The organism is Kribbella sp. C-35, from assembly GCF_046549195.1.
Taxonomy (GTDB): Bacteria; Actinomycetota; Actinomycetes; order Propionibacteriales; family Kribbellaceae; genus Kribbella.
In genome coordinates, this window is sequence record NZ_JAJPWG010000006.1 from 549631 (window position 1) to 575405 (window position 25775).

A 25775-nucleotide genomic window follows, 5' to 3' on the forward strand; every position below is an offset into this window, starting at 1 on the left:
GCCTTACGAGCGCGCGTTCTGGTGCGGAGTGAGCTGACTGTGCAGGACGAGTGAGGCGGCGCCCAGCGCCGCCGCACTCGGGCCGAGTTTGGAGAGCTCTACGCGGGTCGGGTGCATCGCGCGGACGAAGGACAGCCGGTTGAGCTCGGTCGACGCGACGCGCACGTAGATGTCGCCGGCCTCGCTGAAGCCCGGGCCGGCCAGGATGATCTGGTCCAGATCCAGCAGGTTGGTGATCGAGAGCAGGGCCTTGGCCAGGTACGTCGCGGACTCCTCGATCAGCTCGACGCACCGCGCGTCACCAGCGGCGGCGAGTCGGGCGATCTTCGCGAAGTCCGCGCGTACCGACGTTTGACGGCCACGGAGACCGAGCTTCTCGGCCAGTGACGCGTCCTGTTCGGCGCGGGCCACCACGGCCCTCGGCGCGGCCAGGCTCTCCAGGCACCCCTGCCCGCCGCACCAGCACATCGGCCCGTTCACGTCGAGCACCATGTGGCCGATCTCGCCGACGTTCGACGACGAGCCGCGGTACACATCGCCGTTCGTCACCAGGCCGAGCCCGAAACCGGCCGCCAGGTACACGGTCGCGAAGTCGTTCACCGACGGGATCTTCCCGGCCCAGAACTCGCCGATCGCCGCGCAGGTCGAGTCGTTCTCCACCACGATCGGGTGATCGATCGCCGCCTTCAGCGTGTCCCGCACCGCGAACGGCTCCCACGCGTACTTCTCCGAGTCCGTCCGCAGCAGCCGCGTCCCGCCCCGGCCCTGCCGGCCGGCCAGCGCGACGCCGACCCCGACCAGCGTGGACGGCTCGATCTCCGCCTTCACGATCAGGTCCTCGAGCTCGGCGGTGATCCGCTGCACCGCGGTCGCCGGCGCGTCCTTCCCGATCCCCCGCGACGACAGCTGCTCGATCACCCGGCCGCTCATGTCGGTGACGACGTACGTCGTACTCGGGGTGTCGACCGCGATACCGACCGCGTGCCGCGCGCGCGGGTTGAACTGCAGCAGCGTGGCGCGTTTCCCGCCGGTCGGGTCGCCGTACCCGGTCTCGATGATCAGGCCGTCGGCGAGCAGTCGTTTGACCACCCGAGAGATCGACGCGCCGGTCAGGCCGGAGCGGTCGGCGAGGTCGACGCGGGTCACCGTCCCGCTGGAACGGATCAGGTCGAGGATCGCGCTGTGCGTCTCCTGCGCGGTCGCACCTCTCAGCATCTTGGCCACGTCACCCTCCCTCGGAGCGCACTTTAGTACACAACGTAAGGAAGTGGCAGAGGTTGACCTCAATCATTGTTGAGGTTCTAGCGTGTGCGACGTGAAAGCGATCAGATTGCATGCATTCGGCCCGGCGGAGAACCTGGTGTACGAGGAGGTGCCGGACCCCGCTCCCGGCAGCGGCATGGTGCTGGTCGAGGTCGAGGCCGCCGGCGTCCACCTCGTCGACACGATGATCCGCGCGGGCACCGCCGGGGGCGGCCCGTTCCCCGTCCCGGAGCTGCCGACGATCCCGGGGCGCGAAGTCGCGGGCCGGGTCAGTGCGACCGGACCGGACGTCGACCCGACGTGGATCGGCAAGCGGGTCGTGGTCCATCTGGGCATGGTGCCAGGCGGGTACGCCGAACGCGCACTGGCGAAGGTCGAGTCGCTGTACGAACTTCCCGACCACGTCGACGCCGCGCAGGCGGTCGCCGCGATCGGCACCGGCCGGACGACGGCGGGCATCTTGCGGCAGGCGCATCTCACCGCGGACGACGTCGTACTGATCACGGCTGCCGCGGGCGGGATCGGCAGCTACCTGGTCCAGGCGGCGCGGAACGCCGGCGCGATCGCCATCGGGCTGGCCGGCGGCCCTGCCAAGGTCGAGACGGTCCGCTCGCTCGGTGCGCAGTACGCGATCGACTATCGCGACCCGGAGTGGGCCGCGCAGCTGAAATCCGAGCTGGGCGACCGGGACATCACGCTGCTCTTCGACGGGGTCGGCGGCGGCAACGGTCAACAGGCCTTTGACCTACTCGGCGTCGGCGGCCGCGCCCTCATGTTCGGCTGGTCGGGCGGCGGCCCCATCGAGTTCACCCACGAAGACCTGATGACCCGCGGCCTGACCGCAGGCTGGGCCATCGGCGCCAAACTAACCCGCCACCTCCGCACCCTCGAGTCAGCAGCCCTGGAAGAAACCATCTCCGGCCGCTGGACGGCGCTAACCACCCCGTTCCCCCTGTCCGAGGCAGCCGCCGCCCACCAGTCCCTAGAAGACCGCCAAACCACCGGAAAGGTAGTCCTCATCCCCTGACCGCAGCCCGACCAGCTTGGGGAGGATTACCTGCCCGATTCGGGACAGAATCCTCCCCAACTCCCTCAATCGCCCTCGAGGTGCAGGGCCGCTCTGATGTCTCGATGGACCATGACCTTGGCCGAAAGTTCAGATCGAACAATTTGGCCGAGGCTCTCGAGGTCGACCACTCGTTCCAGAATCTGCACCAGTGGATCGATCAGGTCCCTCCTGACCCGCTCCTGCCAGTCCTCGTGGCCGGCTGAGCTCAGTCCTGCCTCGCTCAGCAACGCCAAGCCGGCGGGCGAAACCGACCGTATGGCGTCAGCTCTGAAGCGAACCTGGCATTTCGACTCGGGAAGCCATCCCCGATTCGCCTGCTCTACAGGCGAGAGTCCGACATTCACGTAGACGGAGCTGTCCCAGCTCGACCGCTGAAGGCTGACAACGGCGTAAACGTACTTCCCCGCACGATACCAACTGTTGCTACGTCGCCCGAATCCCAGCCGCGCGAGATCGGCGCTCACAACCTCCGCCAGCTCATCTTGCAACTCCACTAGTACCTCTTGTGGTCAGGTGTTGCGGGGGGTGTACATGATGACTAGGACGCCTAGGAGGCAGATGGTGGCTCCTAGGAGGTCGTAGCGGTCGGGTTTGTAGTGGTCTATCAGGACGCCCCAGGTCAGGGAGCCGGCTACGAAGATGCCGCCGTACGCGGCGAGGATGCGGCCGAAGTGGGGGTCGGGCTGGAAGGTGGCCACGAAGCCGTAGGCGCCTAGGGCAACTATTCCGCCGGCGATCCAGAGGAGGCCACGGTGTTCGCGCCAGCCTTGCCAGATGAGCCAGGCTCCCCCGATCTCGGCGAGTGCCGCCAGCAGGAACAGTCCGACGGACTTCAGTACGGTCACAGAACGATCTCCGACTCGCTCGGTCTCATCGGGGTAGGCGTTCGGACAGGGCGTCGAGTACGGCGGTTTGGGTTGGGGGGACTGTGATGCGGAGGGTCGTGTCGGTCAGGGTGAAGGTGAAGAAGGAGCAGCACTCGGTCTCGCGGGCGGTGAGGTTCTCGACCGTCGTACGGGCGTCTGCGTCGAGGGTCAGGTCGAGGGTTTGCGGATCCACGCGGACGGCGGACCGCAGGTAGGTGCTGAACAGGTCGTCGAACTCGGCCACGCGGAACGGCCGCTCCGCGTGGGGCAGGGTGCAGGCTTCCGGGGCCCAGGTTTCGTCCATGGATCGACGGTAAACCTGTACCGACGTACCGGATGCAAGAGCTACTTGGTTGTCTGCTGTCCGCCGCGGGCCGCGGCCTTTCCGGTGGTTCGCAGCCGCAGGTCCTGCTCGGACAACGCGGCGGTCGACTGGGCGGACTCGGGACTGTCCGTTTCCGGAGAGTACTGGTCGAGTTTGGTCGCGAGCCCGTCGACCTGGGACGAGACCGTGTCGATCCGGCCGGCGAGTTCGCCGCGCACGTTGTCGGTCCACCGGATCGACGGTGCCGCATCCCTGATCTCGTTGTGCCAGTTCGACGGAGGATTCTCGGCCTTGTCCAGAACGAAGTGCTCCAGGGTCGTCCTGTCGTCCTGAAGCCTTTCGCCGAGGGAGGCCGCCCGCTGCTGCGCGGTCTCGACGCCGCTCGTCATGGTGGCCAGATTGTGCTCGGGCGCCGAGCTGCTCGGAAGCATTCCAGGTGTCTCGGCCGCGTCGCGCTGCTGGGTCGCGGTATCGAGGGCTGTCTTGGCGGCGTCGAGGTGGGTCACCACCTGCGCGAGTTGCTCCTGGCCGCGCTCCAGCCGGCCGTTCCAGTCCTGGACGATGTCGACGAGGCGCTGGTGGCCCTCGGGACTGCGGTCGTCGAGCATCCGCTGGAGCTCATACGATTCCCGACGGAGATTGTCGTCGAGCAGATCGACTTCGGCCATCGAACGGCCCGCGGCGCCGAGTGAGTCCCTGGCGGTCCTGATCGCGTCGACGTACTCCGGCGCGTTCTGCACCGCGGCCGCGACGCGCTGCTCGAAGGTGCGGGGCTCGGTTCGCGGCTGCTCGGGCGCGGCCGGTGCGCGCCGCGGCAGAGGTTCGCCGACGCCGCTCATCGTCCTGTCGATCATCCGCCGCAGTTCGTCGAGATCGCTCTCTTGCGCCATTGTTCTGACCGCTCCTGCTGCCACTTGGTCCTCTGAGCCCCGGGTCGGACCTTATCCACCGTGCCGGGTCAACCGCCGCCGCACGGTCACGGTGCGTTCCTGGTGGCTGTCGGTCGGGTGGGACACAATGCAGGAATGCGACTGCCTGTGATGCCGCCGGTCAAGCCGATGCTCGCCAAGCCGGTCAAGGAGATCCCGCGCGGGGACCTGTCCTACGAACCGAAGTGGGACGGGTTCCGGTCGATCATCTTCCGCGACGGGGACGAGGTGGAGATCGGCAGCCGGAACGAGAAGCCGATGACGCGGTACTTCCCCGAGCTGGTCGAGGCGGTGAAGGCGAATCTCCCGGAGCGCTGCGCGATCGACGGCGAGATCATCGTGATCGGCGAGTCCGGCGACCGGCTCGACTTCGAGGTGCTGCAGCAGCGGATCCACCCTGCCGCGAGCCGCGTGAACATGCTGTCCGAGAAGACCCCGGCCCGGTTCGTCGCGTTCGACCTGCTGGCGCTCGGTGACGACGACTACACCGAGCGCCCGTTCAGCGAACGCCGTACGGCGCTGATCGACGCGCTCGCGAACGTGAAGGAACCCATCCACGTCACCCCCGCCACCGCCGACCACGACACGGCCGCGCAGTGGTTCCAGCAGTTCGAGGGCGCCGGCCTGGACGGGCTGATCGCCAAACCGCTGGACGGGATGTACCAGCCGGACAAGCGGGTGATGTTCAAGATCAAGCCGGAGCGTACGGCGGACTGCGTGGTGGCGGGCTATCGCCTGCACAAGAGCGGCCCGGACCGGATCGGCTCGCTGCTGCTCGGGCTGTACAACGACGACGGCACGCTGGCGAGCGTCGGCGTGATCGGCGCATTCCCGATGGAGCGCCGCAAGGAGCTCTTCGAGGAGATGCAGCCGCTCGTCACGACCTTCGACGAGCACCCGTGGGCGTGGGCGAAGCAGGAAGAAGGCGTCCGTACGCCGCGCAACGCCGAGGGCAGCCGGTGGCAGGCAGGCAAGGACCTGTCCTTCACTCCCCTGCGCCCCGAGCGGGTCGTCGAGGTCCGCTACGACCACATGGAAGGCATCCGCTTCCGGCACACCGCACAGTTCGTCCGCTGGCGCCCGGACCGCACCCCCGAGTCCTGCACGTACGAGCAGTTGGAGGAGCCGATCAAGTTCGACCTGGCCGACGTACTGTCGAGCGCCCAGCGCTGATGCTCTACAGCCTCTACACGCGCCGCCTCCGCCGCCAGCTCGTCGGCCTGCCGAAGCCGGAGCACGTCGCGATCGTGATGGACGGCAATCGCCGCTGGGCCCGCGGCGCCGGGTACGACGACGTACGTATCGGTCATCGCTTCGGCGCCAAGCACCTGGAGCAGTTCCTGCAGTGGAGCTCGGACGCCGGAGTCACCTGTGTCACGGCGTGGGTCGCGTCGGCCGACAACCTGCGCAAACGCGACTCGGCCGAGGTCGACTACCTGATGGAGCTCACCGAGAGCGTGCTGGCCGATCACGTACGCCGTGACCACCGCTGGCGGCTGCACGTCGCGGGCCAGCTGGACCTGTTGCCTGATTCAACGGCCCGCGCGTTGAAGGAAGCGGTCGAGTTGAGCCGCGACCGCAACGCCGGTGACCTGACGCTCGCGATCGGGTATTCGGGCCGGCTCGAGGTGGTCGACGCCGTACGGTCGGTGCTCGACGACGCGGCGGCGGAAGGGCGTTCGCTGGAGGAGATCGCGGACGGGCTGACCGAGGAAGAGATCGGCCGGCACCTGTACGTACCCGGCCTGCCTGACCCGGATCTGGTCATCCGGACCAGCGGCGAGCTGCGGATGTCGGACTTCCTGCTCTGGCAGGCAACCCGCTCGGACATCGAGTTCTGCGACCTCTACTGGCCGGCGTTCCGCGAGGTGGACCTGCTCCGGGCGCTCCGCACCTACGGACGGCGCAGACTGGAACGATCCAGTTGAATACTTCGCGCCGCTGAAGAGGCATCATGGGGGTATACCGACTGGTAAGCACGGAGGTGGCACGATGTACGACGTCGTACTGCTCGTCGAACAGGAACTGTCCGAGCCCGACGCGAAGCGCGTCGTCGAACTGCATCAGGACATGCCCGATCCGGTCACGTACCACGTGCTGGTGCCCTGCCACAACGCGGAGGCCGGAGTCGAGGCCTCGATCAGCGCCCTCGGGACCGCGGACCTCTACGGGCCGGGCCTGGCCGGTCAGCGTCAGGACCTCGCCGAGGCGCAGAAGGCGATCGACTCCGAGGCCAAGGGCTGCAGCGGGCGGAGCGTCCAGCGGCTCCGCGATCTCGGCCAGGCCGCCGAGGGTGGCATCACGCACGACCGGCCGATCGACGCGCTGGTCGCGACCGTGCAGCACGTCCACGGCCAGGAGGTCATCATCCTGACGCGGCCGCACATCGTGGCGGAGTTCTTCCACCTCGACTGGACCAACTCGGCCCGCCGACACCTCGGCGTACCGGTTCTCCACCTACTGGAGCACGACTCCCGGCCGGCCACGGCCACGTAGTACCGCTCACCAAAAACCGGGTGCGAGCCACCCGGACCGGCTCTACCCTCCGGGCATGGATCTTCGCGAAGAACGTCGGAGCGACCGACAGGCCGTGCGGGATGTTCATCTGCAGGCATTCGGTGACCACGGGCCTGTAGTGGCTGACCTGGTCGACACCCTGCGGGACACGATCACATCTGAGGGCGGCCTCTCGCTGGTCGCCGAGCACGACGGCCAGGTGGTCGGCCATGTCATGTTCACGCGCAGTCTTCTCGATGCAGATCGCCGGCTGGTCGATGTCCAGGTCCTCAGCCCCCTGGGCGTGCTACCTGAGTTCCACCGGCGCGGTATCGGCTCTGCCCTCGTCCGGCACGGTTTGGCGGTCCTTGCCGAGCGGGATGTTCCGCTTGTCTTTCTGGAGGGCGATCCGGGCTTCTACTCGCGGCTCGGCTTCGAGCCCGCCGGTGCCCTGGGTTTCCGAAAGCCGTCCCTGCGCATCCCGGACGGCGCCTTCCAGGTGATCAGGTTCCCGGCGCATGAACCATGGATGACCGGCACCCTGGTCTACGCGGAGGCCTTCTGGCGGCACCACTCGGTCGGCCTCCGCACAGTTTAGTGCTGGAGCAGAGCCGCGTACGTGACGCCGCCGGCGAGGCTGGCGATGAGTAGTGACAGCGTGGTGCGGATCGCGCGCTCGCCGGTTCGGCCGTAGTGGCGGCCGTCCTCGGAGTGGTACGCGACCTTGAAGCCGGCGTACCCGGCCGCCAGAACGAGCCCCAGCTTGATCATCAGACACCTGCCGCTGTGCCGGTGATTGTGTCGGAATCCGCGAACTGCGTGTGGTACAGATCAGCGTACTCGCCGCCGGCCGCGAGCAACTGCTCGTGCGTGCCGCGCTCGACGATGTTGCCGTGGTCAACCACCAGGATCAGGTCCGCGTTCCGCACCGTCGACAACCGGTGCGCGATCACCAGCGACGTACGCCCTTCGAGCGCGGTGTCCAGCGCCCGCTGAACGGCGACCTCGGACTCCGAGTCGAGGTGCGCGGTCGCCTCGTCGAGTACGACGATCTTCGGGGCCTTCAGCAACAACCGGGCGATGGCGAGTCGTTGCCGCTCGCCACCGGACAGCCGGTGACCGCGATCGCCGACCACGGTGTCCAGCCCGTCCGGCAACGCGGACACCAACTCCCAGATCTGCGCGGCCTGTAACGCGGCGACCATCTCGTCCTCGGTCGCGTCGGGTTTCGCGTAGCCGAGGTTGGCGCGGATCGTGTCGTGGAACATGTGCGCGTCCTGCGTGACGTACCCGATCGTGTCGTGCAGGGACTGCAGCGTGACGTCGCGGACGTCCTGACCGCCGACGCGCACCGCTCCCCCGGTCACGTCGTACAGGCGCGCGACCAGGTTGGTGATGGTCGTCTTGCCGGCTCCGGACGGGCCGACCAGCGCGACCATCTGTCCGGGCCGTACGACGAAACTCACGTCCTCCAGCACCTGCGCCGACACGCGCTTGTCCAGGACCGCGACGGACTCGAGGCTGGCCAGCGAGACCTGCTCGGCCGTCGGGTACGCGAACGCGACATGCTCGAACTCGACGCTTGCCGCGTCGGCCGTCAGGTCCTTGGCGTCCGGGGCGTCCTTGATCATCGGTTCGAGGTCGAGCACCTCGAAGACCCGCTCGAACGACACCAGCGCGGTCATCACGTCGACGCGGACGTTGGAGAGTGCGGTCAGCGGACCGTACAGCCGGCCGAGCAGGGCGACGAGCGCGAGCAGCGTGCCGATCGTCAACGTCTCGCGGACGGCCAGGTTGCCGCCCACGCCGTACACGAGGGCTGTGGCCAGCGCGGCGACCAGGGTCAGCGCCGTGAAGAATACGCGGCCGAGCATCGCGATCCGGATGCCCAGGTCGCGGACCCGCCCAGCCCGCTCGCCGAAGTCGGCGTTCTCGAGTCGCGGCTGGCCGAACAGGGTGACCAGGAGCGCGCCGCCGACACTGAAGCGCTCGGTCATCGAGGTGGACATCTCGGCGTTGAGGTTCATCTGTTCCCGCGTCATCGCGGCCAGGCGGCGGCCGAGGACGCGCGCGGGGATCAGGAAGATCGGCAGCATCAGGATCGCGACCACGGTCAGCTGCCAGCTCAGCACGAGCATCGCGCCGATGACCAGGATCAGGCTGATCACGTTCAAGACGACACCGGACAGTGTCGACGTGAAGGCCTGCTGGGCGCCGATCACGTCGTTGTTGAGCCGCGAGACCAGCGCTCCGGTCTGGGTCCGGGTGAAGAACGCGACCGGCATCCGCTGCACGTGCGCGAACACCTTCGTGCGCAGGTCGAAGATCAGCCCTTCACCGATCCGCGCCGAGAACCAGCGCTGCACCAGACCCAGCGCCGCTTCCACGACCGCGAGCAACGCGACCACCAGGGCCAGCGCGGTCACCAGGCCGGCGTTCCCCTTGGAGATCCCGTCGTCGACGATCTTCTTGAACAGCAGCGGCGACGCGATCACCAGCACCGCCGAGACGATCACCAGCAGCAGGAACGCCGTGATGTGCCAGCGGAACGGCCTGGCGAACCGGACGATCCGCCGCAGCGTGCCCTTGGCGAGCTTCTGCTCGAGGACCGACGAGTCCTGACGCCGCCAGCCCATCGCGCCCATTCCTGGGCGCATCATTCCCGACATCCGGCTCCCTCCCTGTGCTGAACCTTCATAACACTCGAGGTCACTCCGCGCTTCCCGCAACTTTTGGTTGCGCATCGGCGCGACCTGGTCTAGAGTCACATGCAACCAAAGGTTGCGAAAGGACGGAAGCAATGACCAGGAGCATCGAGCGGGAGATCCGGGTGGAGGCTAGCCCAGAGGTGGTCTACGAGGTGATCAGCTCGCCGGAGCACCTGCGTGAGTGGTGGCCGGACGAGTTCGACCTCGACCCGGTGCCCGGCGCGAGCGGTCAGATCACCTTCCGCCGGCCGGACGGGGACAAGGTCGAACCGCTGACGGTCGTCGAGGCCGACCCGCCGCGACGCTTCTCCTTCCGCTGGGCGTACACGGGCGAGACCGCCACCGCGGAGAACTCGCTGCTGGTCACCTTCGACGTGGTCCCGACCGACGGCGGCACGCTGCTGCGGTTCGCCGAGACCGGGTACGACGAGGCGTCGAAATCCGACGAGATGCTCGCCGACCACACGACCGGCTGGGACTACTTCCTTCCCCGCATCCCGCCGTACGCCGAGAAGTTGGCGCAGCGGCCGTGATCGACGACGAGCTCTGGTCGGCGATCGGCGACCCGACCCGGCGGCGGATGCTCGACCTGCTGCTCGCGGGCGGCGGCGGTACGGCGACCAGTCTCAGCGAGCAACTGCCCGTCACACGGCAAGCGGTCGCGAAGCATCTCGGCGTACTCGACCGGGCCGGGCTGGTGCACTCCACGCCGTCCGGACGGGAACGCCGCTACACCGTGGACGAGGAACGCCTCGCCCGCGCGATCAACCAGCTGACCGACGTCACCGACGCCTGGGACCGGCGGCTGCAACGCATCAAGCGCATCGCCGAGGCGATCGAACAAGCCGAGAGGAAACTCCAATGAGCGACATCCTGCACCGAGTTGGCATCATCGCGTCCCCGAAGGACGTCTTCGCCGCACTCACCACGATCGACGGCCTGGCCGGCTGGTGGACCGAGGACACGGTCGGCGACCCCGACGGCGTGATCCAGTTCCGCTTCGCCACAGCGGGCGGCGACGGCTTCGACATGAAGGTCGTCGAGACCAAGCCCGGTGAACTGGTCCACTGGGAGGTCGTCGGCGGCCCGGACGAGTGGATCGGCACGCACGTCACCTTCGAGCTGTCCCAGACCGACGAGTACACGATCATCCTGTTCAAGCAGGCGGGCTGGCGGGAGCCGGTCGAGTTCATGTACCACTGCAGCACCAAGTGGGCAACGTTCCTGATGAGCCTCAAGCAGTACGTCGAAACCGGCAAGGGCGAGCCCGCGCCGCACGACGTACTGGTCAGCAACTGGCACTAACCGAGTGCGGCCAGGAGCTCCTTCAACCGGCGCTCCTGGGCCTCACGCTCGGCCTTGAGTTGGTCGTCGTACGTGCGGTCCGCGGCACCGAGGAGCAACGCCTTGGTCTCGCGGATCGCGCCGGGCAGCGGGCCGAGCAACGCGTCGGACAGATCCTTCACCGTCGCCTCCAGCTCGTCCGCCGGTACGACGATGTTCGCGAGGCCGAGCTCCTTCGCCTCCGCGGCCTCGACCCAGCGGCTCGTCGCGCAGATCTCCAGCGCCCGCGAATAGCCGACCAGCTCGACGAGCGGCTTCGTACCGCCGAGGTCCGGCACCAGCCCGAGGGACGGCTCGCGCATGCTGAAGCGGGCGTCGGGCGTGACGACCCGGAGGTCACAGGCCAAGGCGAGCTGGAACCCGGCGCCGACCGCATGGCCCTGCACCGCGGCGATGCTGACGATCTCGGGCCGCCGCAGCCAGGAGAACCCGGACTGGAACTTCGCGATCAGCTCGAGGACCTCGTCGGTGGGCTTGGCGCCGAGAGTGAGCAGCGGCTCCTGACCGAGATCGTTCTCGCCCATGATCAGCCGGCGGTCCAGACCGGCCGAGAACGACGGCCCCTCCCCCGACACGACCACCACGCGGACGTCGGCCGGCAGTGCCGTACCGAAATCGGCCAGCGCACTCCACATCGCGGGCGTCTGGGCGTTGCGCACCTCCGGACGGTCGAGCACCACACGCGCGACCGGTCCGTCCACCGTCAACCGCAGTCCGAGATCCGTCATGCACCGAACATTACTTCGGAGTAATCAGGCAAGCGAGATCAGGTCGGCGTACTCGTTGGTCCAGAGGTCTTCGACGCCGTCGGGCAGCAGGACGACGCGCTCGGGTTCGAGGGCCTCGACGGCGCCCTCGTCGTGGGTGACCAGGACGATCGCGCCGGTGTACGAGCGGATCGCGTTCAGCACCTCGGCGCGGGACGCCGGGTCCAGGTTGTTGGTCGGCTCGTCGAGCAGCAGGACGTTCGCCGCGGACACGACCAGGGTGGCCAGGGCGAGACGGGTCTTCTCGCCGCCGGACAGCACCCTGGCGGGCTTGTCCGCGTCGTCGCCGGTGAACAGGAACGAGCCGAGCACGCTGCGCGCCTGCGTCTCGTTCAGGTCCGGGGCGGCGGTCTTCATGTTCTCCAAGACCGTGCGGTTCACGTCCAAGGTCTCGTGCTCCTGGGCGTAGTACCCGAGCTTGAGGCCGTGGCCGTCGATCACCTCGCCGGTGTCCGCCTTCTCGATCCCGCCGAGGATCCGCAGCAGCGTGGTCTTCCCGGCGCCGTTCAGCCCGAGGACGACGACCCGCGAGCCCTTGTCGATCGCCAGGTCGACGTCGGTGAAGATCTCCAGCGAGCCGTACGACTTCGACAACTCCCGCGCCATCAGCGGCGTCTTGCCGCACGGCGCCGGTGTCGGGAAGGCGATCTTCGCGACGCGATCCTGCTTGCGCTCGTCCTCGAGCGAGGACATCAACCGCTCGGCCCGCCGCAGCATCTGCTGGGCCGCGGCCGCCTTGGTCGCCTTGGCGCGCATCTTGTTCGCCTGGTCGACCAGCTGGGTCGCCTTCTTCTCCGCATTCGCCCGCTCGCGCTTGCGGCGGCGTTCGTCGGTCTCCCGCTGGAGCAGGTACGCCTTCCAGCCGACGTTGTAGACGTCGATCTCGGCCCGGTTCGCGTCCAGGTGGAAGACCCGGGTGACGGTGTCCTGCAGCAGGTTCACGTCGTGGCTGATCATGATCACGCCGCCGGCGTACGACTTGAGGAAGTCGCGCAGCCAGATGATCGAGTCGGCGTCCAGGTGGTTGGTCGGCTCGTCGAGCAGCAGCGTCTCAGCCTGCGCGAACAGGATCCGGGCCAGCTCGACGCGGCGACGCTGACCGCCGGACAGGGTCGACAGCGGCTGGCCGAGGACGCGGTCCGGGAGGCCGAGGTTGGCCGCGATCCGGGCCGCCTCGGACTCGGCGGCGTACCCACCGGCGGCGTGCAACTCCGCCTCGGCACGCTCGTACCGCCGCATGCCCTTGGCGCGGGTCTTCTCGTCCGCACTGGCCATCGACTTCTCGGCGGAGCGCAACCGCCGTACGACGTCGTCCAGGCCGCGCGCGGACAGGATCCGGTCCCGGGCCAGTACTTCGAGATCGCCGGTGCGGGGGTCCTGCGGCAGGTAGCCGATCTCGCCCGAGGACGTCACGGAACCGCTGGCCGGCAGCCCTTCGCCGGCGAGGATCTTGGTCAGTGTCGTCTTACCGGCGCCGTTGCGGCCGACCAGCCCGACCTTGTCGCCGGGGCCGACCCGGAACGAGGCGGGCGCGAGCAGCTGACGGGCACCAACACGAACCTCGAGATTGGAGACAGTGATCATCGGGGTTCGTAGGGGTCCTTTTCGCTAGAGCTTCAGCCGAGTGTGCTGATCTAGTGTATGTGGCATGAAATTCAATCCGGACGCGGATCTCGACACGAGTGGCGTCGAGGACACCCGTGGGAGTGGCGGCGGACGTGGCGGCGGGATGCCCGGCGGGATGATCCCGGTCGGCGGTGGCATCGGCGGCATCATCCTGCTCGTCGTGATCCTGCTCCTGACCGGCGGCCTGCCAGGCGGAGGTGGCAGCGACGAACCGGTCACGCAGAACACGGCGGCCGGCAACCTGGGCTCCTGCAAGAAGGGCACCGACCTGCAGTCGAACTCGGACTGCCGGTTCGTGTTCTACCAGAACTCGATCGAGAGCTTCTGGGCCGCGGAGCTCCCCCGGCGCGGCAAGAAGTACACCCGCGCGCCGATGCGGGTGTTCGAGGGCTCGGTGAACACCGGCTGCGGCCCGGCGACCAGCGCGGTCGGCCCGTTCTACTGCCCGCCGGACAAGCGGGTGTACCTGGACATCGGGTTCTTCGAGACGCTGCAGAAGGACCTGGGCGCCCGCGGCGGCGAGTTCGCCGAGGCGTACGTCGTCGCGCACGAGTACGGCCACCACATCCAGAACCTGTACGGCATCCTCGGCCGGATCAAGACCCGCAACGGCCCGACGTCCGACGCGGTCCGCTCCGAGCTCCAGGCCGACTGCCTGGCCGGGATCTGGACCAACCACGCCACCACGGTCCCGAACTCGAGCGGCCAGCCGCTCATCACCGAGCTCAGCGAGGACGATATCGCCCGCGGCCTGGACGCCGCCGCCTCGGTCGGCGACGACCGCATCCAGTCGAAGACCCAGGGCCAGGTCACCCCGGAAAGCTTCAGCCACGGCACCGCCGAACAACGCATGAAGTGGTTCAAAGCCGGCATGGACTCCGGCGACATGACCACCTGCGACACCTGGTCCGCCTCAACTCTCTGACGGCAACACGAAACCGCCCGGCAACTTACCGGGCGGCTTCGTGTTTGTAGCTGTCAGGCGACCTGGGCGGGGCGGTGGTAGCCGGGGAGGAGTTCGTCGACGAGGGCGTCGGTTTCGGCCTCGGGGCCGCGGGGGCCGCCGTGTTTGGTGAGGGCGGCGTACATCTGGCCGGCCACGTTGGTGACGTCGGCGGTGGTGCCGAAGTGGGCTGCCAGGCGGAGGGTGGCGCGCCACAGTTCCTCCGAGGCCGGCGAGAAGCTGAGGCCGGTCTGGAGGGCCGTGCGGGCCAGGTTGCCGTCGTTGTGGCTGAGGGACGACTCGGCGAGCCGCAGCGCGGCGTCGACGACGGCCTCCGCCATCCGGCGCTCGATCCCGGACGCGGCGAGCCACGAGTAGCGGCCGCCGGGCAGGTTCGACCAGGCCGGGCCGTGCACCAGGCTGAGCGCCGTCGACAGCGGGCCACGCGGGTCGTCGACCATCGACGCCTGCTTCGCCAGCGTGCGGAACACGTCCCAGTCGACCCGGACGACGCTGCGGTTGAGCATCCAGCGGCCCGACTCGTCGGCGTACATCGCGTCCACACCGACCCAGCGCCGGGTGTGCTCCAGCGCCGCGTCGCGCAGCTCCTCGCTGATGCCACGCGGCCAGATCGCCCCGGCGAGCACGTTCGGGTGTACGCCGTAGTCCTGGCTGGCCAGGAACGCGATGATCTCGGTCGACAGCGTGATCCGGCCGTCGTCGATGACCCCGCGGGCGTCCACCTCGACCGGACCGAGCAGGTCGACCTCGACCGGTGCCGGCTGGCTCAGGTCCGTGGTGGAGAACTCGTACGCCGGCATGTCCTGCTCGGACCGGCGCTTGTCGCGGGCGTCGAACTCGGCCGCGTCGAACAGCGCGACCAGGTCGGCGAACTGCTCCGGGTTGACGCTGTGCGCGTCGACCTCGAGGCCGAGCAACCTGCAGACGGCCTGGTTCTTCTCGTCCACGACGAACCGCCACGGCGAGTTCATCACATCGCCGACCACGACCACCGAGATGCTGCGCTTGGTGTCCGCGGCCAGCCGGTTCAGCTGGTCCTGCTCCTCCGGCGACGGCGGCGCGGACACGAAGATGATCTCCGAGCCCCACAGCGCCGCGTCCGGATGCGTCATCCGGGCCTCCGCCACGGAACCGGCGTTCCGCCGCTGGCAGGCCTGCACCTGCGCCTCGGTACGGCGGACGACCTGGGCCACCGCGTCGTCGAGGCGGATCCAGTAGCTCAGCCGCGTCGGCGCGAGCGACGACAGGTCGTCGCCGAACCCGACCATGCTGATGTGCGCGCCCTCGGACCACAGGTTCGTGGCCAGCTCGACCGCGAGCGAACCCACCACGTCGCGGGACGCGTTGTTCACGCCGCCGAACGCAACGATCCCGTTCGCGGTGTCGAGGTCGATCAGCACCGTCGCGCCGTCCGCGTTCTGGCCGACCGTCACCAGTGTCGGGTACGGCGCGGGCGCGTTGACCTCACCACTCGGGCCGTACCCGCGGCGCAGCGTCCACCGGGTGCCCTCGGCAATCGCCTGCCACGGACCGGGGGGCTCGCCCTGCGCGCCGTACGGGTCGAGCACGAGCGTGAGCGACCGGTCGGTCACCAGCGCGGCGACCACATTCGGCATCGGCCGGTTCAGCTGCGTCATGTCGGCGCCGAGCTTGCGCAGCGAGTTGTCCACGAACTGCGCGGTCGGGACGTCCGACGCGAGCCGCAAGCCGATCTCGGTCTGCCGGTGACCGGCAGCCTTCGGGCCGGGGCCCTGTGCCCAGCCGCGGCGCCGCTTCAGCGCCAGCGCCAGACCGGCCGCGAGCAGCGTCGCCCCGAAGCCGAAGATCCCGGCGTCCTTCAGGCTGATGCCGTCGTCGGCCGCGACCGGAGTTGCCTCCGGCACCTGAGTGCCGCCGCCGGCCGGCTCGCCGTGCTCGTGACCGGCCCCCGGAGCGTGCGGCTCGACGGTGACGTTCGGCTCCCCCGGCTTGACGTTCTTCGCGCCTGGGTCGTTCTTGGCGCTGCCGATGACGACGGACGAGGGCTTCTCGATGCCCTGCTCCGAGTAGCGGCCCGGACCGACCGGCTTCTGCTCGGGCGTCGTCCGGGTCTCGGTCTTGTTCTCGACCGTCGTCTTCGGCTTGGCCGGGGTCGTCTTCGTGTTGACCGTCTTGGTGGTGGGCTTGATGGTCGTGGGGTCGCCGATGCTCACGCGGACCGTGTGCACGCCCGGGCCCTTGGCGTCGGCGGGCAGCCGCACCTGCCAGCCCGGCAGGATCAGGTCCGGGTTCGTCAGCCGGCGGCCGTCGGGCTGGAGCTTGTCCTTGTTGAGGTCGTAGATCTCCTTGTACCGGCGGCCCTCACCGAGATACCGCTCCGCGATGTCCCACAGGCAGTCGTAGTTCCGGCCCTGCGGCGGACGGACCTCGGTGTACTTGACGACCTGACCCTTGTGGTCGTTGTTCGTCCGTACGCCGACACTCGTCTTCGACTGCTGGTGGCTGCCGCTGAGCACCGTGCTGGCTGCCTCGGTCTGGCGGAACTGCGACGTCGAGGACTGCTCGTTGCCGTGCCGCACGCTCACGGACGTCGGGGCGGCCGGGCCGCTCGTGGTGACCGCGCTCGCGACCGGCAGGCTGACGCCGGCACCCGCCGCGATCAGGACGACCGTGCCGATCAGCCGGCGCGCCAGCACCTGCGAGCCGCCGCCGAGCGGGACGCGTGGGGAAAGACCGTGGCCGCGGATCTCCGCGGCCGCCTCCGCGATCAGGCAGACGACGAAGTGCAGCCAGGCGAGCCAGATGAAGAACGCGATGATGCCGAGCACCGTCTCGACGCTCAGCTCGCTGAACAGCATGCTCTTGCTGGGCATCTTCTCCGGCCACGGCGTACCGAAGAACCGCAGCAGCACGTACGGCACGCCTCCGACGATCGCCAGGATCGCGAGCAGCGCGACGAAGCCCTTCAGCCGGTCCGCGCCCGGACTCCCCTGACGCCGCTGCGGCAACCGCGCCGCCTGCGCAGGCTCATTCGTCCTTACCATCGCTCCTCCATACCCCCACCATCAGCCACCAATGGCCTGAACTTCCTGCACCGGCAACCGCTGCACGGCCGTCACAGTCGCCTTACCGATCGAATGCCAGCCGCCGGCGTCCCGACCGATCCAGTACGAGACCTCCCAGATGATGGTCAGCTTCACCGTGTACATGCCGTCCGGCTGACTCGCACTGGACTTCGCGTACTTGTGCTTGCAGGTGTTCATCTGGTGGAAGGGATCCTGGGTCTCGTCGTACCCGTCCGGGTCGTCCGCCGGAGTGGTCCCCATCAAGCACGTGAACGGCGCAGTCCCGTCACCGGGATCGACCTTCATCTCGACGACCATGCCCCGCATGGTCAGGTTGTGCTGCGGATCGTAGTAACCGCTCAACTCACCCGTGGTCTTGTACTGCTCGGAGCTCTCCTTCGTCAGAGAGAAGAACGCCGGGATGTTCACCCGCGGCGTGAAGGTCGGCTTGACCACCAGCGCCGGAGTGGGATAGGTGCTCTTGAACCGTGTCCAGAACTGGTCCATGTAGTCCGGTTCTGGGCACTGCGCTTCCTCTTCGGCATTCACCGGCATGTAGGCGCGCTCCAGATGCGCCTTGTTGCCGCCGTTGTAGGTGTTCAGGTCGTAGTCGGTGATCGTGACCCGGAGCACCCACTTCTTCCCCTCCGGTGCCTGCGGAAGGTGGATCCCGTCTGGGATCGGGAAGTTGCGGCACGGCACGAACGGCTTGCCGTCCAGCCTCTCTCGCCAGGTCGGCGGCGGTGTGCCGTCACCCAGGTAGGCACTGCCCGAGGTGCAGTACGCGCCGAATCCGGTCGAGTTCACGTACATGCTGCAGACCGTGTTGCCGGTCTGGATCGTGTCTGCGGTGGCCGTCGTGGCCGGTCCGGCCATGAGCAGTGCGAGTACGGCGCTCAGGGCGAGCAGTGCGCGGCCTACGCGGTTGTGCATCCTCACTCCCCAGACTCGTCTTCCGGCAGATTATCTTCGACCAGGGGCATCATGCCCGGTACCCAGTGCCCCGTCACCTCTTCGCAACCTCGAAATCGCCATTCCGGTCTAGTACGGATAGCGTACCGACGCGCAGTTCACACCCTTGCTGGTCGCCAGGCGGTACGGCATCCAGCCGACACCCGTCTTGATCATCTCGATCACCTCGGGCGAGCCCTTCGGCGTCACCACGGTCCAGGTCTGCGACTTCGGGTCCCAGTACTGCGTGGTCTGCGAGCGGCAGGTCTGCACGGCGACGGTGTTGTCCGGCGTGCTCTTGGCACCGACCACGACCACGCTGCCCGGCGGCTTCATCACCCATCCGTTGCGCTTGGCATCCTGGATCCCTTGCGACACATCGGCGTAGAAGAACGACGGGAACCGCTTCTTCAGGATTGTGTCGTCCTTCGACACGAGGGCCTGGAAGTAGAGCGGGTAGCTGGTCACGAGGCCTTGGACGGCGGGGTTGGACGCGAAGTTCCCGGGTTGGATGACGACTTGTTTTGCGGTCGGTGCAGTTGGTTTGGCGGTGGTGGCCGGCGCAGTGGTCGTGCTCGGCTCTGACGACGGTGCGGTGGACGGTGTGCTGGACGTCGTCGTACCGGAGTCGCCGCCGACCGGGACCGGGCGGCCGCCGTCGTTGGCGTCCTTGCTGCAGGCACTCAGCAGCAGGACGCCGACCACTGCAAAGGCCGGGAGGGCAAACCTACGCACGGACAGAATCCTCCGGTGTCTAGCGCCCGCTCGGCGGCGAGCTGCTCGTGGGGCCTGACGGTTCGCCGGTCGGCGGGGTCTCGGACGGGGTCGGTGTTGGTGTGACGTTCGGCGAGCAGGACGCCGGGAACGGGAACGGAGACAGGGTCCAGATCGGGGTCGGCGATCCGAGGGTCCAGGTCGGGCACGGCAGGTCGATCGTCGGCGGACGCGGCGTGTCGATCGGGCCGCCGGGTCCGTCGGTGGTCGAGTTCACGACGATCGGCGGGATGGTCGGGCTGTCGTCCGCCTTGTCGACACCCTGTTCGGCGTGCGCCTGGCCGGTGCCGCTGGCCTTCAGGGAGGTCTTGCCGATCAGGCCGAGGAACGTCGTCTTGTTGGCGATGTCGACCTGGATGTCGACCTCTTTGTCGGTCAGCGTGGTCGGCCCGCACGCCGTGACCGCCGGGTCGTTCGACCGCACCTGGCCGCAGAACTCCGTGATCGCGGCGGCCGCCTTGGCGGTGTCGATCTTGGCCTCGGCGACGTTCAGCTGGATGGCCGCGGCGCCGACGCGCGCGGCCTCCTGCGCGTAGCCGACCGCGCGGGAGCGGGCGCCCAGCTGCCGGCCGCCGTCGATCACCAGGCCGGCCAGCGTGAAGATCATGACCGCGAGGATCGCGACCGCTGGGCTCAGCGCGCCGCGACCGAACCGCCGATGGTTGCGTCGCGCATCGATCCGGAAGAACTCGACGAGCCTACGAGCCGTCACCACGCACCCCCCGGTACGGATCGAGCGAGGACGTGAACCGCTTGGTGATCTTGGTGTCGCCGCCCAGGCCGAGCAGGCCGAGGTCGCGGTAGTTGATCGTGCAGGTGACCTCGACCGACAACGGCGAACCGGCCACGAACCCGGTCGTGATCGAGCCCGCCGCGGACTCCTTGCACGAGGCCACCGCCTGGCTCATCGTCGAGTTGACGGCCTCGTCGACGCGGGCCTGGGCATCCTGCAGCGACCGCGCCTGGCTCGCGCCCCGGGCACCGTCACGGGCCGCGCTCTCCAGCAGCGACGACGTCTGGAAGTACCGCCCGCAGGCCAGCAGGAACATGAACAGCGCCAGCAGCACGGGCGCGAGGATCACCATCTCCAGCGCCATCGTGCCGCGCTCGCGGGTACGGCGATGCCGCCCGCGAGAGCCTGGTCTGCGTGTCATCTGCTCGCTCACTTGTCGGCTTCGAACTGTTCGATGCGGCCGGTGGCGGTCCGGGTCACCTTCAGCTCCAGACCCGGCACCAGCGAAACGGTTTTGCCGGTGACCGTGAACGAGACCACGCCTTCCGGGTCGTTGTACGCCGGGAACGGGACGGTGGCGTTCTGCAACGTCGTACCGCCGAGCTGCTGGGCGTACGACTGGACGTCGGCCCGCACCTTCTCCCCCACCGCCGGGGTGTAGACCAGCGGCTGCACCAGCCGCAGCCGGGACACGCCCTCCTGCGCGGCGTTCAGCGCGACGGAACGCCCGTACAGCCACAGAGCGGTCTGGATGGACACGAAGATCAGCGCGATGATCGCCGGCGCCAGGATGGACAGCTCGAGTGTGCTGACCCCCCGCTCGGAACGTCTCCGCCGAACTCGTTTCCTCCCCAGCCGCATGGTTCGTCCGTCAGCCCTTGTCGATATCGGCCGTGTGCTTCTCGATGACGCGCTTCACCACGACGCCGATCGCCAGCGCGGCGACGACCAGGATCCCCGAGATGATCGCCCACTCGAGTGCGGAGGCGCCCAGCTCGGTGTTCCCCTGCCGTGCGCGGGCCCGCTGGGCCTGCGCCCGCGCCACCGCGTAGCCGGCCATTGCCCGCCAGAACATCAAGTCCGAGGTCATGCGAATGCCTTCCAGTTCGTGAGGCCGAAGCAGGCCTCAGTATGCCGTGTTCGACGGGCCGTTCCGTCCAACGGATCCCTTGCCCTCATCACTGTTCGGACTAACTTCCGAGGATCGCCACGCCGGCCGGGAAGGCCAGGAACAGGAAGAACGCCGCGATCATGACCAGCTGCGCGACCAGCATGGACTGGGAGCGCTCACCCGCCTTGCCTTCCACGTCGGCCAGTTCCTTGCGCCGCAGTGACGCGGCCCGGGCGAGCAGCGACGAACGGATCTTCGCGCCCTCGTCACCGGCCAGCGCGAGCGCCGAGGCCAGGTCCCGCAGTTCCTCGACGCCCAGGTCCTCGCCGAGCCGGGCCATCGCGTCCCACGGCGTGATGCCGATCAGCCGCGCGTTCGCCAGCGCCTGCCGGATCCGGGCCATCGCCCAGTGCTCGCCGATCGTCGACGCCGTCATCAGCGCTTCGGGCAGACCGCGGCCGCCCGCGAGGTTCATCGCGACCAGGTCCAGGAAGCTGCCGACCACGTGCCGGAAGTCGCGCCGCCGCGCCTCCGCCTGCTGACGCAACGCCAGGTCGGGCAGGAAGAACGCCAGCGCCATGAAGCCGAGCGTCACGATCGCCGGCGCCACGCCGGGCGCACTGATCCCGATCGCGGAGGCCAGGAACAGCACGATCGGGACGAAGATCATCGCGCCGAGCGCGAAGAAGACCTTGGTCGCGAGCATCGCGGCGAACGGCTGGTTCATCACCGCGAGGTCGCGGCGCAGCTTGCCGAACGCCCAGCCGCGGGCGTTGGCCTCCGCCTCGAGCCGGCGGCCCAGCGTCTCCCGCGCCCGGTCCACGCCGCCCAGCACGCGTTCGCCGGCGGCGCTGGTGGTGGCGCCGCTGGTGTAACCGCCGCGGCCCGCGTCGATCCGCGCGATCGTCGACAGCACGTTGGCCCGCGGCTTGATGAACATCCGGACCAGCACGTACACACCGAGTCCGGCGATACCGCCGGTAATGAAAGCCCAGGTCATCCGCTCACCGTCTCCATCCGGTCGTCGCCCGACCGGTTCAGCCGGTGCTCGTCGGCCATACCGATCAGGAACCGGTCCGGCACCTCGATCTTGGCCAGCCGCCGCAGCCACAGCAGTCCGAGTGCGTAGAGCCCGATCACCACCGCCAGCACGACCTGCCCGACGAAGCTCGTGTACGGCGCCATGTACGCCGAGTTGAACAGCACCAGACCGGCCGCCATCAGCAGCGTGATCGCGACTACGACCTGCACGCTGCGCCGGGTCGAACGACGTTCCGCCGCGACCTTCCGGCGTACGTCGAGTTCCTCGCGGGCCGAGTCCGCCAGCGCACTGAGCACCTCGCGCAGACCGGGACCGCGCAGCCGGGCGTTCAGCACCAGGGCGGCGACGATCAGGTCCGCGGACGGGTCGTCCAGGTCGTCGGCGAACCGCATCAGGGCCGACGGCAACGGTTCGCGGATCCGCAGCCGGTCGACCAGCAGGTTCAGGCTGGGCTTGATCGCGGGCGCCGCGTTCACCGCCGTCGCCGGGATCGCCTGCTCCAGGCCGACCGCGCCGGCGATCGTGTCGCGGAGCGCCTCGGTCCAGGTGGCCAGCGCGTCCAGGCGGTCGATCGCCCGGCGTTCCTCACCGGTGCCGCCGAAGAAGCGGTCGGCCATCGCCGCGAGCAGGGCGAGGGCGACCGCGAGTACCAGCCAGCGGGTCACCACCAGCACGAGCAGGCCGACCGCGAAGGCGACGCCGAGCCGGACCATGTTCTTGCGGGCCTCGACGGTGCGGTTGCGGAACAGCGACGGCGTCTCGTCCTTCGGCTCGGTACCGCGGATCGCGACGATCAGCAGCATCACCGCGCCGCCGACCAACGCCCCGCACAGCAGCGCGCCCAGAGTCCGGTCGTTCATCGCATCACGCCCACGTTCCGTGGACGAGGGGCTGGTACCCGAAGTGCTCGAGCTCGTCCATGCACGCGATCGGCGCGTGCGCCGCGGCATGGCCGTCCGGTCCCGGTGCGAACACCTCGCCGGACAGCACCCGGCCGTCCCATCCGGTGACCTCCCGGATGCTCTCGACGTACCGGCTCAGGCCGCCGCCGCGGGAGTAGTCGTTGTGCTTGCGGACGAACACGACGAAGTCGAGCGCACCGGCGATCAGCATCTGGGTGGCGTCCATCGGCAGCCGCTCGCGGGCCTGGATCGCGTACGTGCTGATCCGGTTGAACACCTCCATCGAGCTGTTCGAGTGGATCGTCGACAGCGAGCCGTCGTTACCCTGGCTCATCGCGTTCAGCATCGTGACGATCTCGTCGCCGAGCACCTCACCGACGATCACCCGGCTCGGGTTCATCCGCAGCGAACGCCGGACCAGGTCGGCCATGCTGACCTCGCCGACACCTTCGGAGTTCGGCAGCCGTTCCTCGAACGCGACCACGTTCGGGTGCAGGTCCTTGAACTCGCCGAGGCCGAGCTCGAGCGAGCGCTCGACGGTGATCAGCCGCTCGTGCGGCTGGATCTCGTTGGCCAGTGCCCGCAGCAGCGTCGTCTTCCCGGAGTTCGTGGCGCCGGCGATCATGACGTTCTTCCGCGCCGCGACCGCGGCCCGCAGGAACGAGCCGACGTCGTCGGAGATGGTGCCGTTGGCCACCAGGTCCTTGAGGAACACCTTGCCGAGACGGGCCCGCCGGATCGACACCGCGGGACGGGACGTCACGCCCATCACGGCGGAGAGCCGGGACCCGTCGGGCAGCCGCAGGTCCAGCTGCGGGTTCGCCGAGTCGAACGGGCGGCTGGTCAGGCCGGCGTGCGCCGCCAGCACCTGGATCAGCTCGACCAGTTCCTCATCGCTCTCCGCGACCGGGCCCGGGGTCTCCTCGCGACCGTCGCCGTACTGCACGAAGACCTGGTCGCAGCCGTTGATGTCGATGTTCTCGACCTCGGGGTCGTCGATCAGCGGCTGCAGCCGGCCGACGCCGAACAGCGCGGAGTGGATCGCGCCGGCGATCTGCGCGTCGTCGTCCGGCGTCGGCGGCGTCCGGCCCTCGGCCAGCTCGTACCGCGCGTGGTCCTCGAGCACCTGCACGATCAGCGACCGCGCATACTCCCGCTCGTCCTCCGCGCTCATCGGAGGTACGCCGTTCACCTGGTCGCGGCGGCGCTGCTCGTTCAGCCGCTCCGCGACCTGCACCCGCAGCTTCCGGACGAGCTCCTGATCGGCGCTCATCGATAGTCACCAGGCGGTGGCGGGAAGGCTGCGTTGGCCATGTCGAAGTCCTGCGGCGGCGGCGCGGAGACCAGCGACGCCATCTCCGCGGTGATGGCGCTCGCCGAACGGATCAGCTGGGTCTTGTCGAGCCGGCCGTGGCCGCGCCCGTCGAAGAACGCCGCACCGACCGGGTCGTACGCCAGGTGCCAGCGGTGCCGCACCGGCAAGGACATCGCGTCCAGCACGGACCAGACCTGCTTCACGCCGTCCCGCTGCTTCGGGTCGGCCACGACGACCACGCCGAGCTGTGCGTCGACATGGTGCACCAGCGTCGACAGCCGCTCTCGCAGGTGCGCCACCGACGAGCCTGTCGCCGTACACACCAGTACGACGAGACGCGCGGACTGGATGACCGGAAGCTGCGGCGACGACGCACCGATCCGCCCGCAGTCCGCCAGTACGTCGCCGTGCTGCATCTGGTTGAACGTGATGCCGAGCGGATGCCACAGACCGCCCATGCCACCGACCTGCTCCGGCGAGCGCACACCGAGCAGTACGTCGAGACCACCGTCGAGCTGCTGGCTGTGCGCGAGGATGACCTCGTCCCCCAGCCCCTTCCGGCTCGCGGCCGCCAGGCTGACCAGGCCGCGATCGGAGTTGAGGCCGGCTCCGCCCGGTCCGGTCATCCGGATCGCCACGTCGCTGCCGGCCGGGTCGCACTCGGCCAGCAGCACCTGCCGCGGCCAGAGCGCACCGAACACCAGGCTTGCCGTGGTCACCCCGGGCGAGCCCTTCGCGCTCGCCAGCGCCACCAGCGCCATCAGTTGGCCCCGTTGCGAGCGACGTCCGGCTTGGTGCCCGGCGCCAGCTTCACCAGCACGAGGGTCTTCGCCGCGGCCGCCGCCGCAACCGTGGTGATGTCGTCGGCGGGGATCAGGATCGTCACGTTGAGCGAGCTGTTCGCGCTCGTCTTGCTGTCGGTGATCGCACCGGCGGTCGACGTCACCTCGGCGGCGCTGACCAACGGCACCGCGGCACCCTCCGCGTTGGCGGACGGCACGCGGATGACCTTGACGATGTCGCCGACCTCGAGCCCGTCCGACGGCGCGCGCCCGGCCTCCAGGCTGACACCGACCAGGGCGCCCCCGGCCGGGATCGGCTGCTCGCCCTCCGCAGTGAGGTTCTCCGGCGTGACGAACTGGTCCTTGTACATCCAGGTCTTCGTGTAGCGGCCGAGGTACTTGTTCGCCTCCGACCACGGGATCAGCCCACCGGTGGCACCGGCCAGGTCACCCCGGGAGAGGTCCTTCGCTTCGAGCTTGCTGCCCGGCGGCAGCGCGTCGACCGAGATCGCCACGAAGTCGGAGCGGTTGCCGCTGTTCAGCGCGATCAGCGCGGATCCGGCGGCGCCGAGCAGGATCAGGATGACCGCGAGCGCGGCCAGGGCAGGACGGCGTTCCCGGCCGCTCGGGAGGCGGGTCGATCCGCCGCCCGTCGATCGGCCCGCTGCCCGGGCGCCTTGGGAAGAGCTACGCGTGGAGGACGAGAGACTCACCCGCATACCGTAATGGCAGCGAGGTGCCATCCGCGCCAGAAGGCCACTGCC

Annotated in this window: 30 protein-coding genes; 9 read left to right on the forward strand and 21 right to left on the reverse strand. The window is 68.8% G+C overall.

The annotated features are described in order from the left end of the window. Window positions 1-3: 3 nt before the first annotated feature. Window positions 4-1215: an ROK family protein gene (locus tag ACLJOO_RS37360; protein WP_410792480.1), complete on the reverse strand. Its 1212-nt coding sequence runs from the start codon at window positions 1213-1215 to the stop codon at window positions 4-6. A 100-nt stretch (window positions 1216-1315) separates the two neighbouring features. Between ACLJOO_RS37360 and ACLJOO_RS37365 the strand changes: the two genes are divergently transcribed. Then, a complete protein-coding gene (locus ACLJOO_RS37365; RefSeq protein ID WP_410792410.1) occupies window positions 1316-2290 on the forward strand; it encodes a zinc-binding dehydrogenase in 975 nt (324 codons plus the stop codon). Window positions 2291-2355: 65 nt separating this feature from the next. Here ACLJOO_RS37365 and ACLJOO_RS37370 read toward each other — a convergent pair whose 3' ends face one another. From ACLJOO_RS37370 to ACLJOO_RS37385, 4 genes are read right to left on the reverse strand one after another with little or no spacing between them, the layout of a single operon-like run. Beyond that, window positions 2356-2826 (reverse strand): DUF4304 domain-containing protein, encoded by a 471-nt coding sequence (locus tag ACLJOO_RS37370; protein WP_410792411.1) that lies wholly within the window; start codon window positions 2824-2826, stop codon window positions 2356-2358. A gap of 15 nt (window positions 2827-2841) precedes the next feature. Continuing rightward, window positions 2842-3177, reverse strand: coding sequence for a YnfA family protein (locus tag ACLJOO_RS37375; protein ID WP_410792412.1), 336 nt, complete (start codon window positions 3175-3177; stop codon window positions 2842-2844). Between the two features lie 25 nt (window positions 3178-3202). Then, window positions 3203-3502 carry a hypothetical protein gene (locus ACLJOO_RS37380; protein ID WP_410792413.1) on the reverse strand — a complete coding sequence of 100 codons (300 nt, stop codon included), beginning with the start codon at window positions 3500-3502 and terminating at the stop codon, window positions 3203-3205. A gap of 41 nt (window positions 3503-3543) precedes the next feature. Then, entirely contained in the window at window positions 3544-4413 is an 870-nt protein-coding gene (locus ACLJOO_RS37385; RefSeq protein WP_410792414.1) for a hypothetical protein, read from the reverse strand. A gap of 135 nt (window positions 4414-4548) precedes the next feature. Here ACLJOO_RS37385 and ACLJOO_RS37390 point away from each other — a divergent pair, with 135 nt between their 5' ends. From ACLJOO_RS37390 to ACLJOO_RS37405, 4 genes are all read left to right on the forward strand, one after another. Then, window positions 4549-5625, forward strand: a complete 1077-nt coding sequence (locus ACLJOO_RS37390; protein ID WP_410792415.1) for an ATP-dependent DNA ligase — start codon at window positions 4549-4551, stop codon at window positions 5623-5625. After that, window positions 5625-6380: a polyprenyl diphosphate synthase gene (gene uppS, locus ACLJOO_RS37395; protein ID WP_410792416.1), complete on the forward strand. Its 756-nt coding sequence runs from the start codon at window positions 5625-5627 to the stop codon at window positions 6378-6380. The genes ACLJOO_RS37390 and uppS overlap by 1 nt, the downstream gene beginning before the upstream one ends. Window positions 6381-6444: 64 nt before the next feature. Further along, a complete protein-coding gene (locus ACLJOO_RS37400) occupies window positions 6445-6948 on the forward strand; it encodes a hypothetical protein (RefSeq protein WP_410792417.1) in 504 nt (167 codons plus the stop codon). A gap of 55 nt (window positions 6949-7003) precedes the next feature. Beyond that, on the forward strand, window positions 7004-7546 hold the full coding sequence (locus ACLJOO_RS37405; protein ID WP_410792418.1) for a GNAT family N-acetyltransferase: 543 nt from the start codon (window positions 7004-7006) through the stop codon (window positions 7544-7546). Here the strand turns inward: ACLJOO_RS37405 and ACLJOO_RS37410 are convergent. Next, a complete protein-coding gene (locus ACLJOO_RS37410; protein ID WP_166679771.1) occupies window positions 7543-7719 on the reverse strand; it encodes a hypothetical protein in 177 nt (58 codons plus the stop codon). The two genes, ACLJOO_RS37405 and ACLJOO_RS37410, sit on opposite strands and share 4 nt — an antisense overlap. After that, window positions 7719-9617, reverse strand: a complete 1899-nt coding sequence (locus ACLJOO_RS37415; RefSeq protein ID WP_410792419.1) for an ABC transporter ATP-binding protein — start codon at window positions 9615-9617, stop codon at window positions 7719-7721. Before ACLJOO_RS37415 ends, ACLJOO_RS37410 begins: the two co-directional genes overlap by 1 nt. A 131-nt stretch (window positions 9618-9748) precedes the next feature. On the opposite strand from ACLJOO_RS37415, the gene ACLJOO_RS37420 reads away from it, so the two are divergent. The 3 genes from ACLJOO_RS37420 to ACLJOO_RS37430 are packed head-to-tail and all read left to right on the forward strand — an operon-like array spanning window position 9749 to window position 10961. Further along, window positions 9749-10189: an SRPBCC domain-containing protein gene (locus ACLJOO_RS37420; RefSeq protein ID WP_410792420.1), complete on the forward strand. Its 441-nt coding sequence runs from the start codon at window positions 9749-9751 to the stop codon at window positions 10187-10189. After that, window positions 10186-10521: an ArsR/SmtB family transcription factor gene (locus ACLJOO_RS37425; protein ID WP_410792421.1), complete on the forward strand. Its 336-nt coding sequence runs from the start codon at window positions 10186-10188 to the stop codon at window positions 10519-10521. Before ACLJOO_RS37420 ends, ACLJOO_RS37425 begins: the two co-directional genes overlap by 4 nt. After that, the gene (locus ACLJOO_RS37430) at window positions 10518-10961 is read left to right on the forward strand and encodes an SRPBCC family protein (RefSeq protein WP_410792422.1); all 444 of its coding nucleotides are present in this window, start codon (window positions 10518-10520) and stop codon (window positions 10959-10961) included. The genes ACLJOO_RS37425 and ACLJOO_RS37430 overlap by 4 nt, the downstream gene beginning before the upstream one ends. Here ACLJOO_RS37430 and ACLJOO_RS37435 read toward each other — a convergent pair. Together ACLJOO_RS37435 and abc-f are read right to left on the reverse strand one after the other, a co-directional pair. Next, the gene (locus tag ACLJOO_RS37435; protein ID WP_410792423.1) at window positions 10958-11728 is read right to left on the reverse strand and encodes an enoyl-CoA hydratase/isomerase family protein; all 771 of its coding nucleotides are present in this window, start codon (window positions 11726-11728) and stop codon (window positions 10958-10960) included. The genes ACLJOO_RS37430 and ACLJOO_RS37435 overlap by 4 nt on opposite strands. Window positions 11729-11752: 24 nt before the next feature. Then, on the reverse strand, window positions 11753-13351 hold the full coding sequence (gene abc-f, locus ACLJOO_RS37440) for a ribosomal protection-like ABC-F family protein (RefSeq protein ID WP_410792424.1): 1599 nt from the start codon (window positions 13349-13351) through the stop codon (window positions 11753-11755). Window positions 13352-13415: 64 nt separating this feature from the next. Between abc-f and ACLJOO_RS37445 the strand changes: the two genes are divergently transcribed. Further along, a complete protein-coding gene (locus tag ACLJOO_RS37445; RefSeq protein ID WP_410792425.1) occupies window positions 13416-14318 on the forward strand; it encodes a neutral zinc metallopeptidase in 903 nt (300 codons plus the stop codon). A 53-nt stretch (window positions 14319-14371) separates the two neighbouring features. On the opposite strand, the gene ACLJOO_RS37450 is transcribed toward ACLJOO_RS37445, so the two are convergent. The 12 genes from ACLJOO_RS37450 to ACLJOO_RS37505 all read right to left on the reverse strand — a co-directional run bounded on the left by ACLJOO_RS37450 (window position 14372) and on the right by ACLJOO_RS37505 (window position 25724). Further along, window positions 14372-17380: a hypothetical protein gene (locus tag ACLJOO_RS37450; protein ID WP_410792426.1), complete on the reverse strand. Its 3009-nt coding sequence runs from the start codon at window positions 17378-17380 to the stop codon at window positions 14372-14374. Between the two features lie 21 nt (window positions 17381-17401). Continuing rightward, window positions 17402-18334 (reverse strand): hypothetical protein, encoded by a 933-nt coding sequence (locus tag ACLJOO_RS37455; protein WP_410792427.1) that lies wholly within the window; start codon window positions 18332-18334, stop codon window positions 17402-17404. Window positions 18335-18442: 108 nt separating this feature from the next. Beyond that, the gene (locus tag ACLJOO_RS37460; RefSeq protein ID WP_410792428.1) at window positions 18443-19087 is read right to left on the reverse strand and encodes a hypothetical protein; all 645 of its coding nucleotides are present in this window, start codon (window positions 19085-19087) and stop codon (window positions 18443-18445) included. Between the two features lie 19 nt (window positions 19088-19106). After that, window positions 19107-19838, reverse strand: a complete 732-nt coding sequence (locus ACLJOO_RS37465; RefSeq protein WP_410792429.1) for a TadE/TadG family type IV pilus assembly protein — start codon at window positions 19836-19838, stop codon at window positions 19107-19109. Further along, complete coding sequence (locus ACLJOO_RS37470; protein WP_410792430.1) at window positions 19825-20280, reverse strand: TadE/TadG family type IV pilus assembly protein; 456 nt, start codon at window positions 20278-20280, stop codon at window positions 19825-19827. Before ACLJOO_RS37470 ends, ACLJOO_RS37465 begins: the two co-directional genes overlap by 14 nt. 8 nt (window positions 20281-20288) lie before the next feature. Next, window positions 20289-20720 carry a TadE family protein gene (locus ACLJOO_RS37475; RefSeq protein ID WP_410792431.1) on the reverse strand — a complete coding sequence of 144 codons (432 nt, stop codon included), beginning with the start codon at window positions 20718-20720 and terminating at the stop codon, window positions 20289-20291. Window positions 20721-20730: 10 nt separating this feature from the next. Next, window positions 20731-20949 (reverse strand): hypothetical protein, encoded by a 219-nt coding sequence (locus tag ACLJOO_RS37480; RefSeq protein ID WP_410792432.1) that lies wholly within the window; start codon window positions 20947-20949, stop codon window positions 20731-20733. A 100-nt stretch (window positions 20950-21049) separates the two neighbouring features. Beyond that, the gene (locus ACLJOO_RS37485; protein ID WP_410792433.1) at window positions 21050-21970 is read right to left on the reverse strand and encodes a type II secretion system F family protein; all 921 of its coding nucleotides are present in this window, start codon (window positions 21968-21970) and stop codon (window positions 21050-21052) included. After that, window positions 21967-22872 carry a type II secretion system F family protein gene (locus ACLJOO_RS37490; RefSeq protein ID WP_410792434.1) on the reverse strand — a complete coding sequence of 302 codons (906 nt, stop codon included), beginning with the start codon at window positions 22870-22872 and terminating at the stop codon, window positions 21967-21969. Before ACLJOO_RS37490 ends, ACLJOO_RS37485 begins: the two co-directional genes overlap by 4 nt. A 4-nt stretch (window positions 22873-22876) precedes the next feature. Next, a complete protein-coding gene (locus tag ACLJOO_RS37495; RefSeq protein ID WP_410792435.1) occupies window positions 22877-24187 on the reverse strand; it encodes a CpaF family protein in 1311 nt (436 codons plus the stop codon). Then, window positions 24184-24990 (reverse strand): hypothetical protein, encoded by an 807-nt coding sequence (locus ACLJOO_RS37500; protein ID WP_410792436.1) that lies wholly within the window; start codon window positions 24988-24990, stop codon window positions 24184-24186. The genes ACLJOO_RS37495 and ACLJOO_RS37500 overlap by 4 nt, the downstream gene beginning before the upstream one ends. Beyond that, window positions 24990-25724 carry a hypothetical protein gene (locus ACLJOO_RS37505; protein WP_410792437.1) on the reverse strand — a complete coding sequence of 245 codons (735 nt, stop codon included), beginning with the start codon at window positions 25722-25724 and terminating at the stop codon, window positions 24990-24992. The genes ACLJOO_RS37500 and ACLJOO_RS37505 overlap by 1 nt, the downstream gene beginning before the upstream one ends. Window positions 25725-25775 lie beyond the last annotated feature (51 nt).

Excerpts from the sequence above, each read along its gene's own strand:
- ACLJOO_RS37360 (WP_410792480.1), bottom strand. The coding sequence starts at position 1,215 with ATGCTGAGAGGTGCGACCGCGCAGGAGACGCACAGCGCGATCCTCGAC.
- ACLJOO_RS37380 (WP_410792413.1), bottom strand. The coding sequence starts at position 3,502 with ATGGACGAAACCTGGGCCCCGGAAGCCTGCACCCTGCCCCACGCGGAG.
- ACLJOO_RS37385 (WP_410792414.1), bottom strand. The coding sequence starts at position 4,413 with ATGGCGCAAGAGAGCGATCTCGACGAACTGCGGCGGATGATCGACAGG.
- ACLJOO_RS37390 (WP_410792415.1), top strand. The coding sequence starts at position 4,549 with ATGCGACTGCCTGTGATGCCGCCGGTCAAGCCGATGCTCGCCAAGCCG.
- uppS (WP_410792416.1), top strand. The coding sequence starts at position 5,625 with ATGCTCTACAGCCTCTACACGCGCCGCCTCCGCCGCCAGCTCGTCGGC.
- ACLJOO_RS37400 (WP_410792417.1), top strand. The coding sequence starts at position 6,445 with ATGTACGACGTCGTACTGCTCGTCGAACAGGAACTGTCCGAGCCCGAC.
- ACLJOO_RS37405 (WP_410792418.1), top strand. The coding sequence starts at position 7,004 with ATGGATCTTCGCGAAGAACGTCGGAGCGACCGACAGGCCGTGCGGGAT.
- ACLJOO_RS37410 (WP_166679771.1), bottom strand. The coding sequence starts at position 7,719 with ATGATCAAGCTGGGGCTCGTTCTGGCGGCCGGGTACGCCGGCTTCAAG.
- ACLJOO_RS37415 (WP_410792419.1), bottom strand. The coding sequence starts at position 9,617 with ATGTCGGGAATGATGCGCCCAGGAATGGGCGCGATGGGCTGGCGGCGT.
- ACLJOO_RS37420 (WP_410792420.1), top strand. The coding sequence starts at position 9,749 with ATGACCAGGAGCATCGAGCGGGAGATCCGGGTGGAGGCTAGCCCAGAG.
- ACLJOO_RS37430 (WP_410792422.1), top strand. The coding sequence starts at position 10,518 with ATGAGCGACATCCTGCACCGAGTTGGCATCATCGCGTCCCCGAAGGAC.
- ACLJOO_RS37435 (WP_410792423.1), bottom strand. The coding sequence starts at position 11,728 with ATGACGGATCTCGGACTGCGGTTGACGGTGGACGGACCGGTCGCGCGT.
- abc-f (WP_410792424.1), bottom strand. The coding sequence starts at position 13,351 with ATGATCACTGTCTCCAATCTCGAGGTTCGTGTTGGTGCCCGTCAGCTG.
- ACLJOO_RS37445 (WP_410792425.1), top strand. The coding sequence starts at position 13,416 with ATGAAATTCAATCCGGACGCGGATCTCGACACGAGTGGCGTCGAGGAC.
- ACLJOO_RS37450 (WP_410792426.1), bottom strand. The coding sequence starts at position 17,380 with ATGGTAAGGACGAATGAGCCTGCGCAGGCGGCGCGGTTGCCGCAGCGG.
- ACLJOO_RS37455 (WP_410792427.1), bottom strand. The coding sequence starts at position 18,334 with ATGCACAACCGCGTAGGCCGCGCACTGCTCGCCCTGAGCGCCGTACTC.
- ACLJOO_RS37470 (WP_410792430.1), bottom strand. The coding sequence starts at position 20,280 with ATGACACGCAGACCAGGCTCTCGCGGGCGGCATCGCCGTACCCGCGAG.
- ACLJOO_RS37475 (WP_410792431.1), bottom strand. The coding sequence starts at position 20,720 with ATGCGGCTGGGGAGGAAACGAGTTCGGCGGAGACGTTCCGAGCGGGGG.
- ACLJOO_RS37480 (WP_410792432.1), bottom strand. The coding sequence starts at position 20,949 with ATGACCTCGGACTTGATGTTCTGGCGGGCAATGGCCGGCTACGCGGTG.
- ACLJOO_RS37485 (WP_410792433.1), bottom strand. The coding sequence starts at position 21,970 with ATGACCTGGGCTTTCATTACCGGCGGTATCGCCGGACTCGGTGTGTAC.
- ACLJOO_RS37490 (WP_410792434.1), bottom strand. The coding sequence starts at position 22,872 with ATGAACGACCGGACTCTGGGCGCGCTGCTGTGCGGGGCGTTGGTCGGC.
- ACLJOO_RS37495 (WP_410792435.1), bottom strand. The coding sequence starts at position 24,187 with ATGAGCGCCGATCAGGAGCTCGTCCGGAAGCTGCGGGTGCAGGTCGCG.
- ACLJOO_RS37500 (WP_410792436.1), bottom strand. The coding sequence starts at position 24,990 with ATGGCGCTGGTGGCGCTGGCGAGCGCGAAGGGCTCGCCCGGGGTGACC.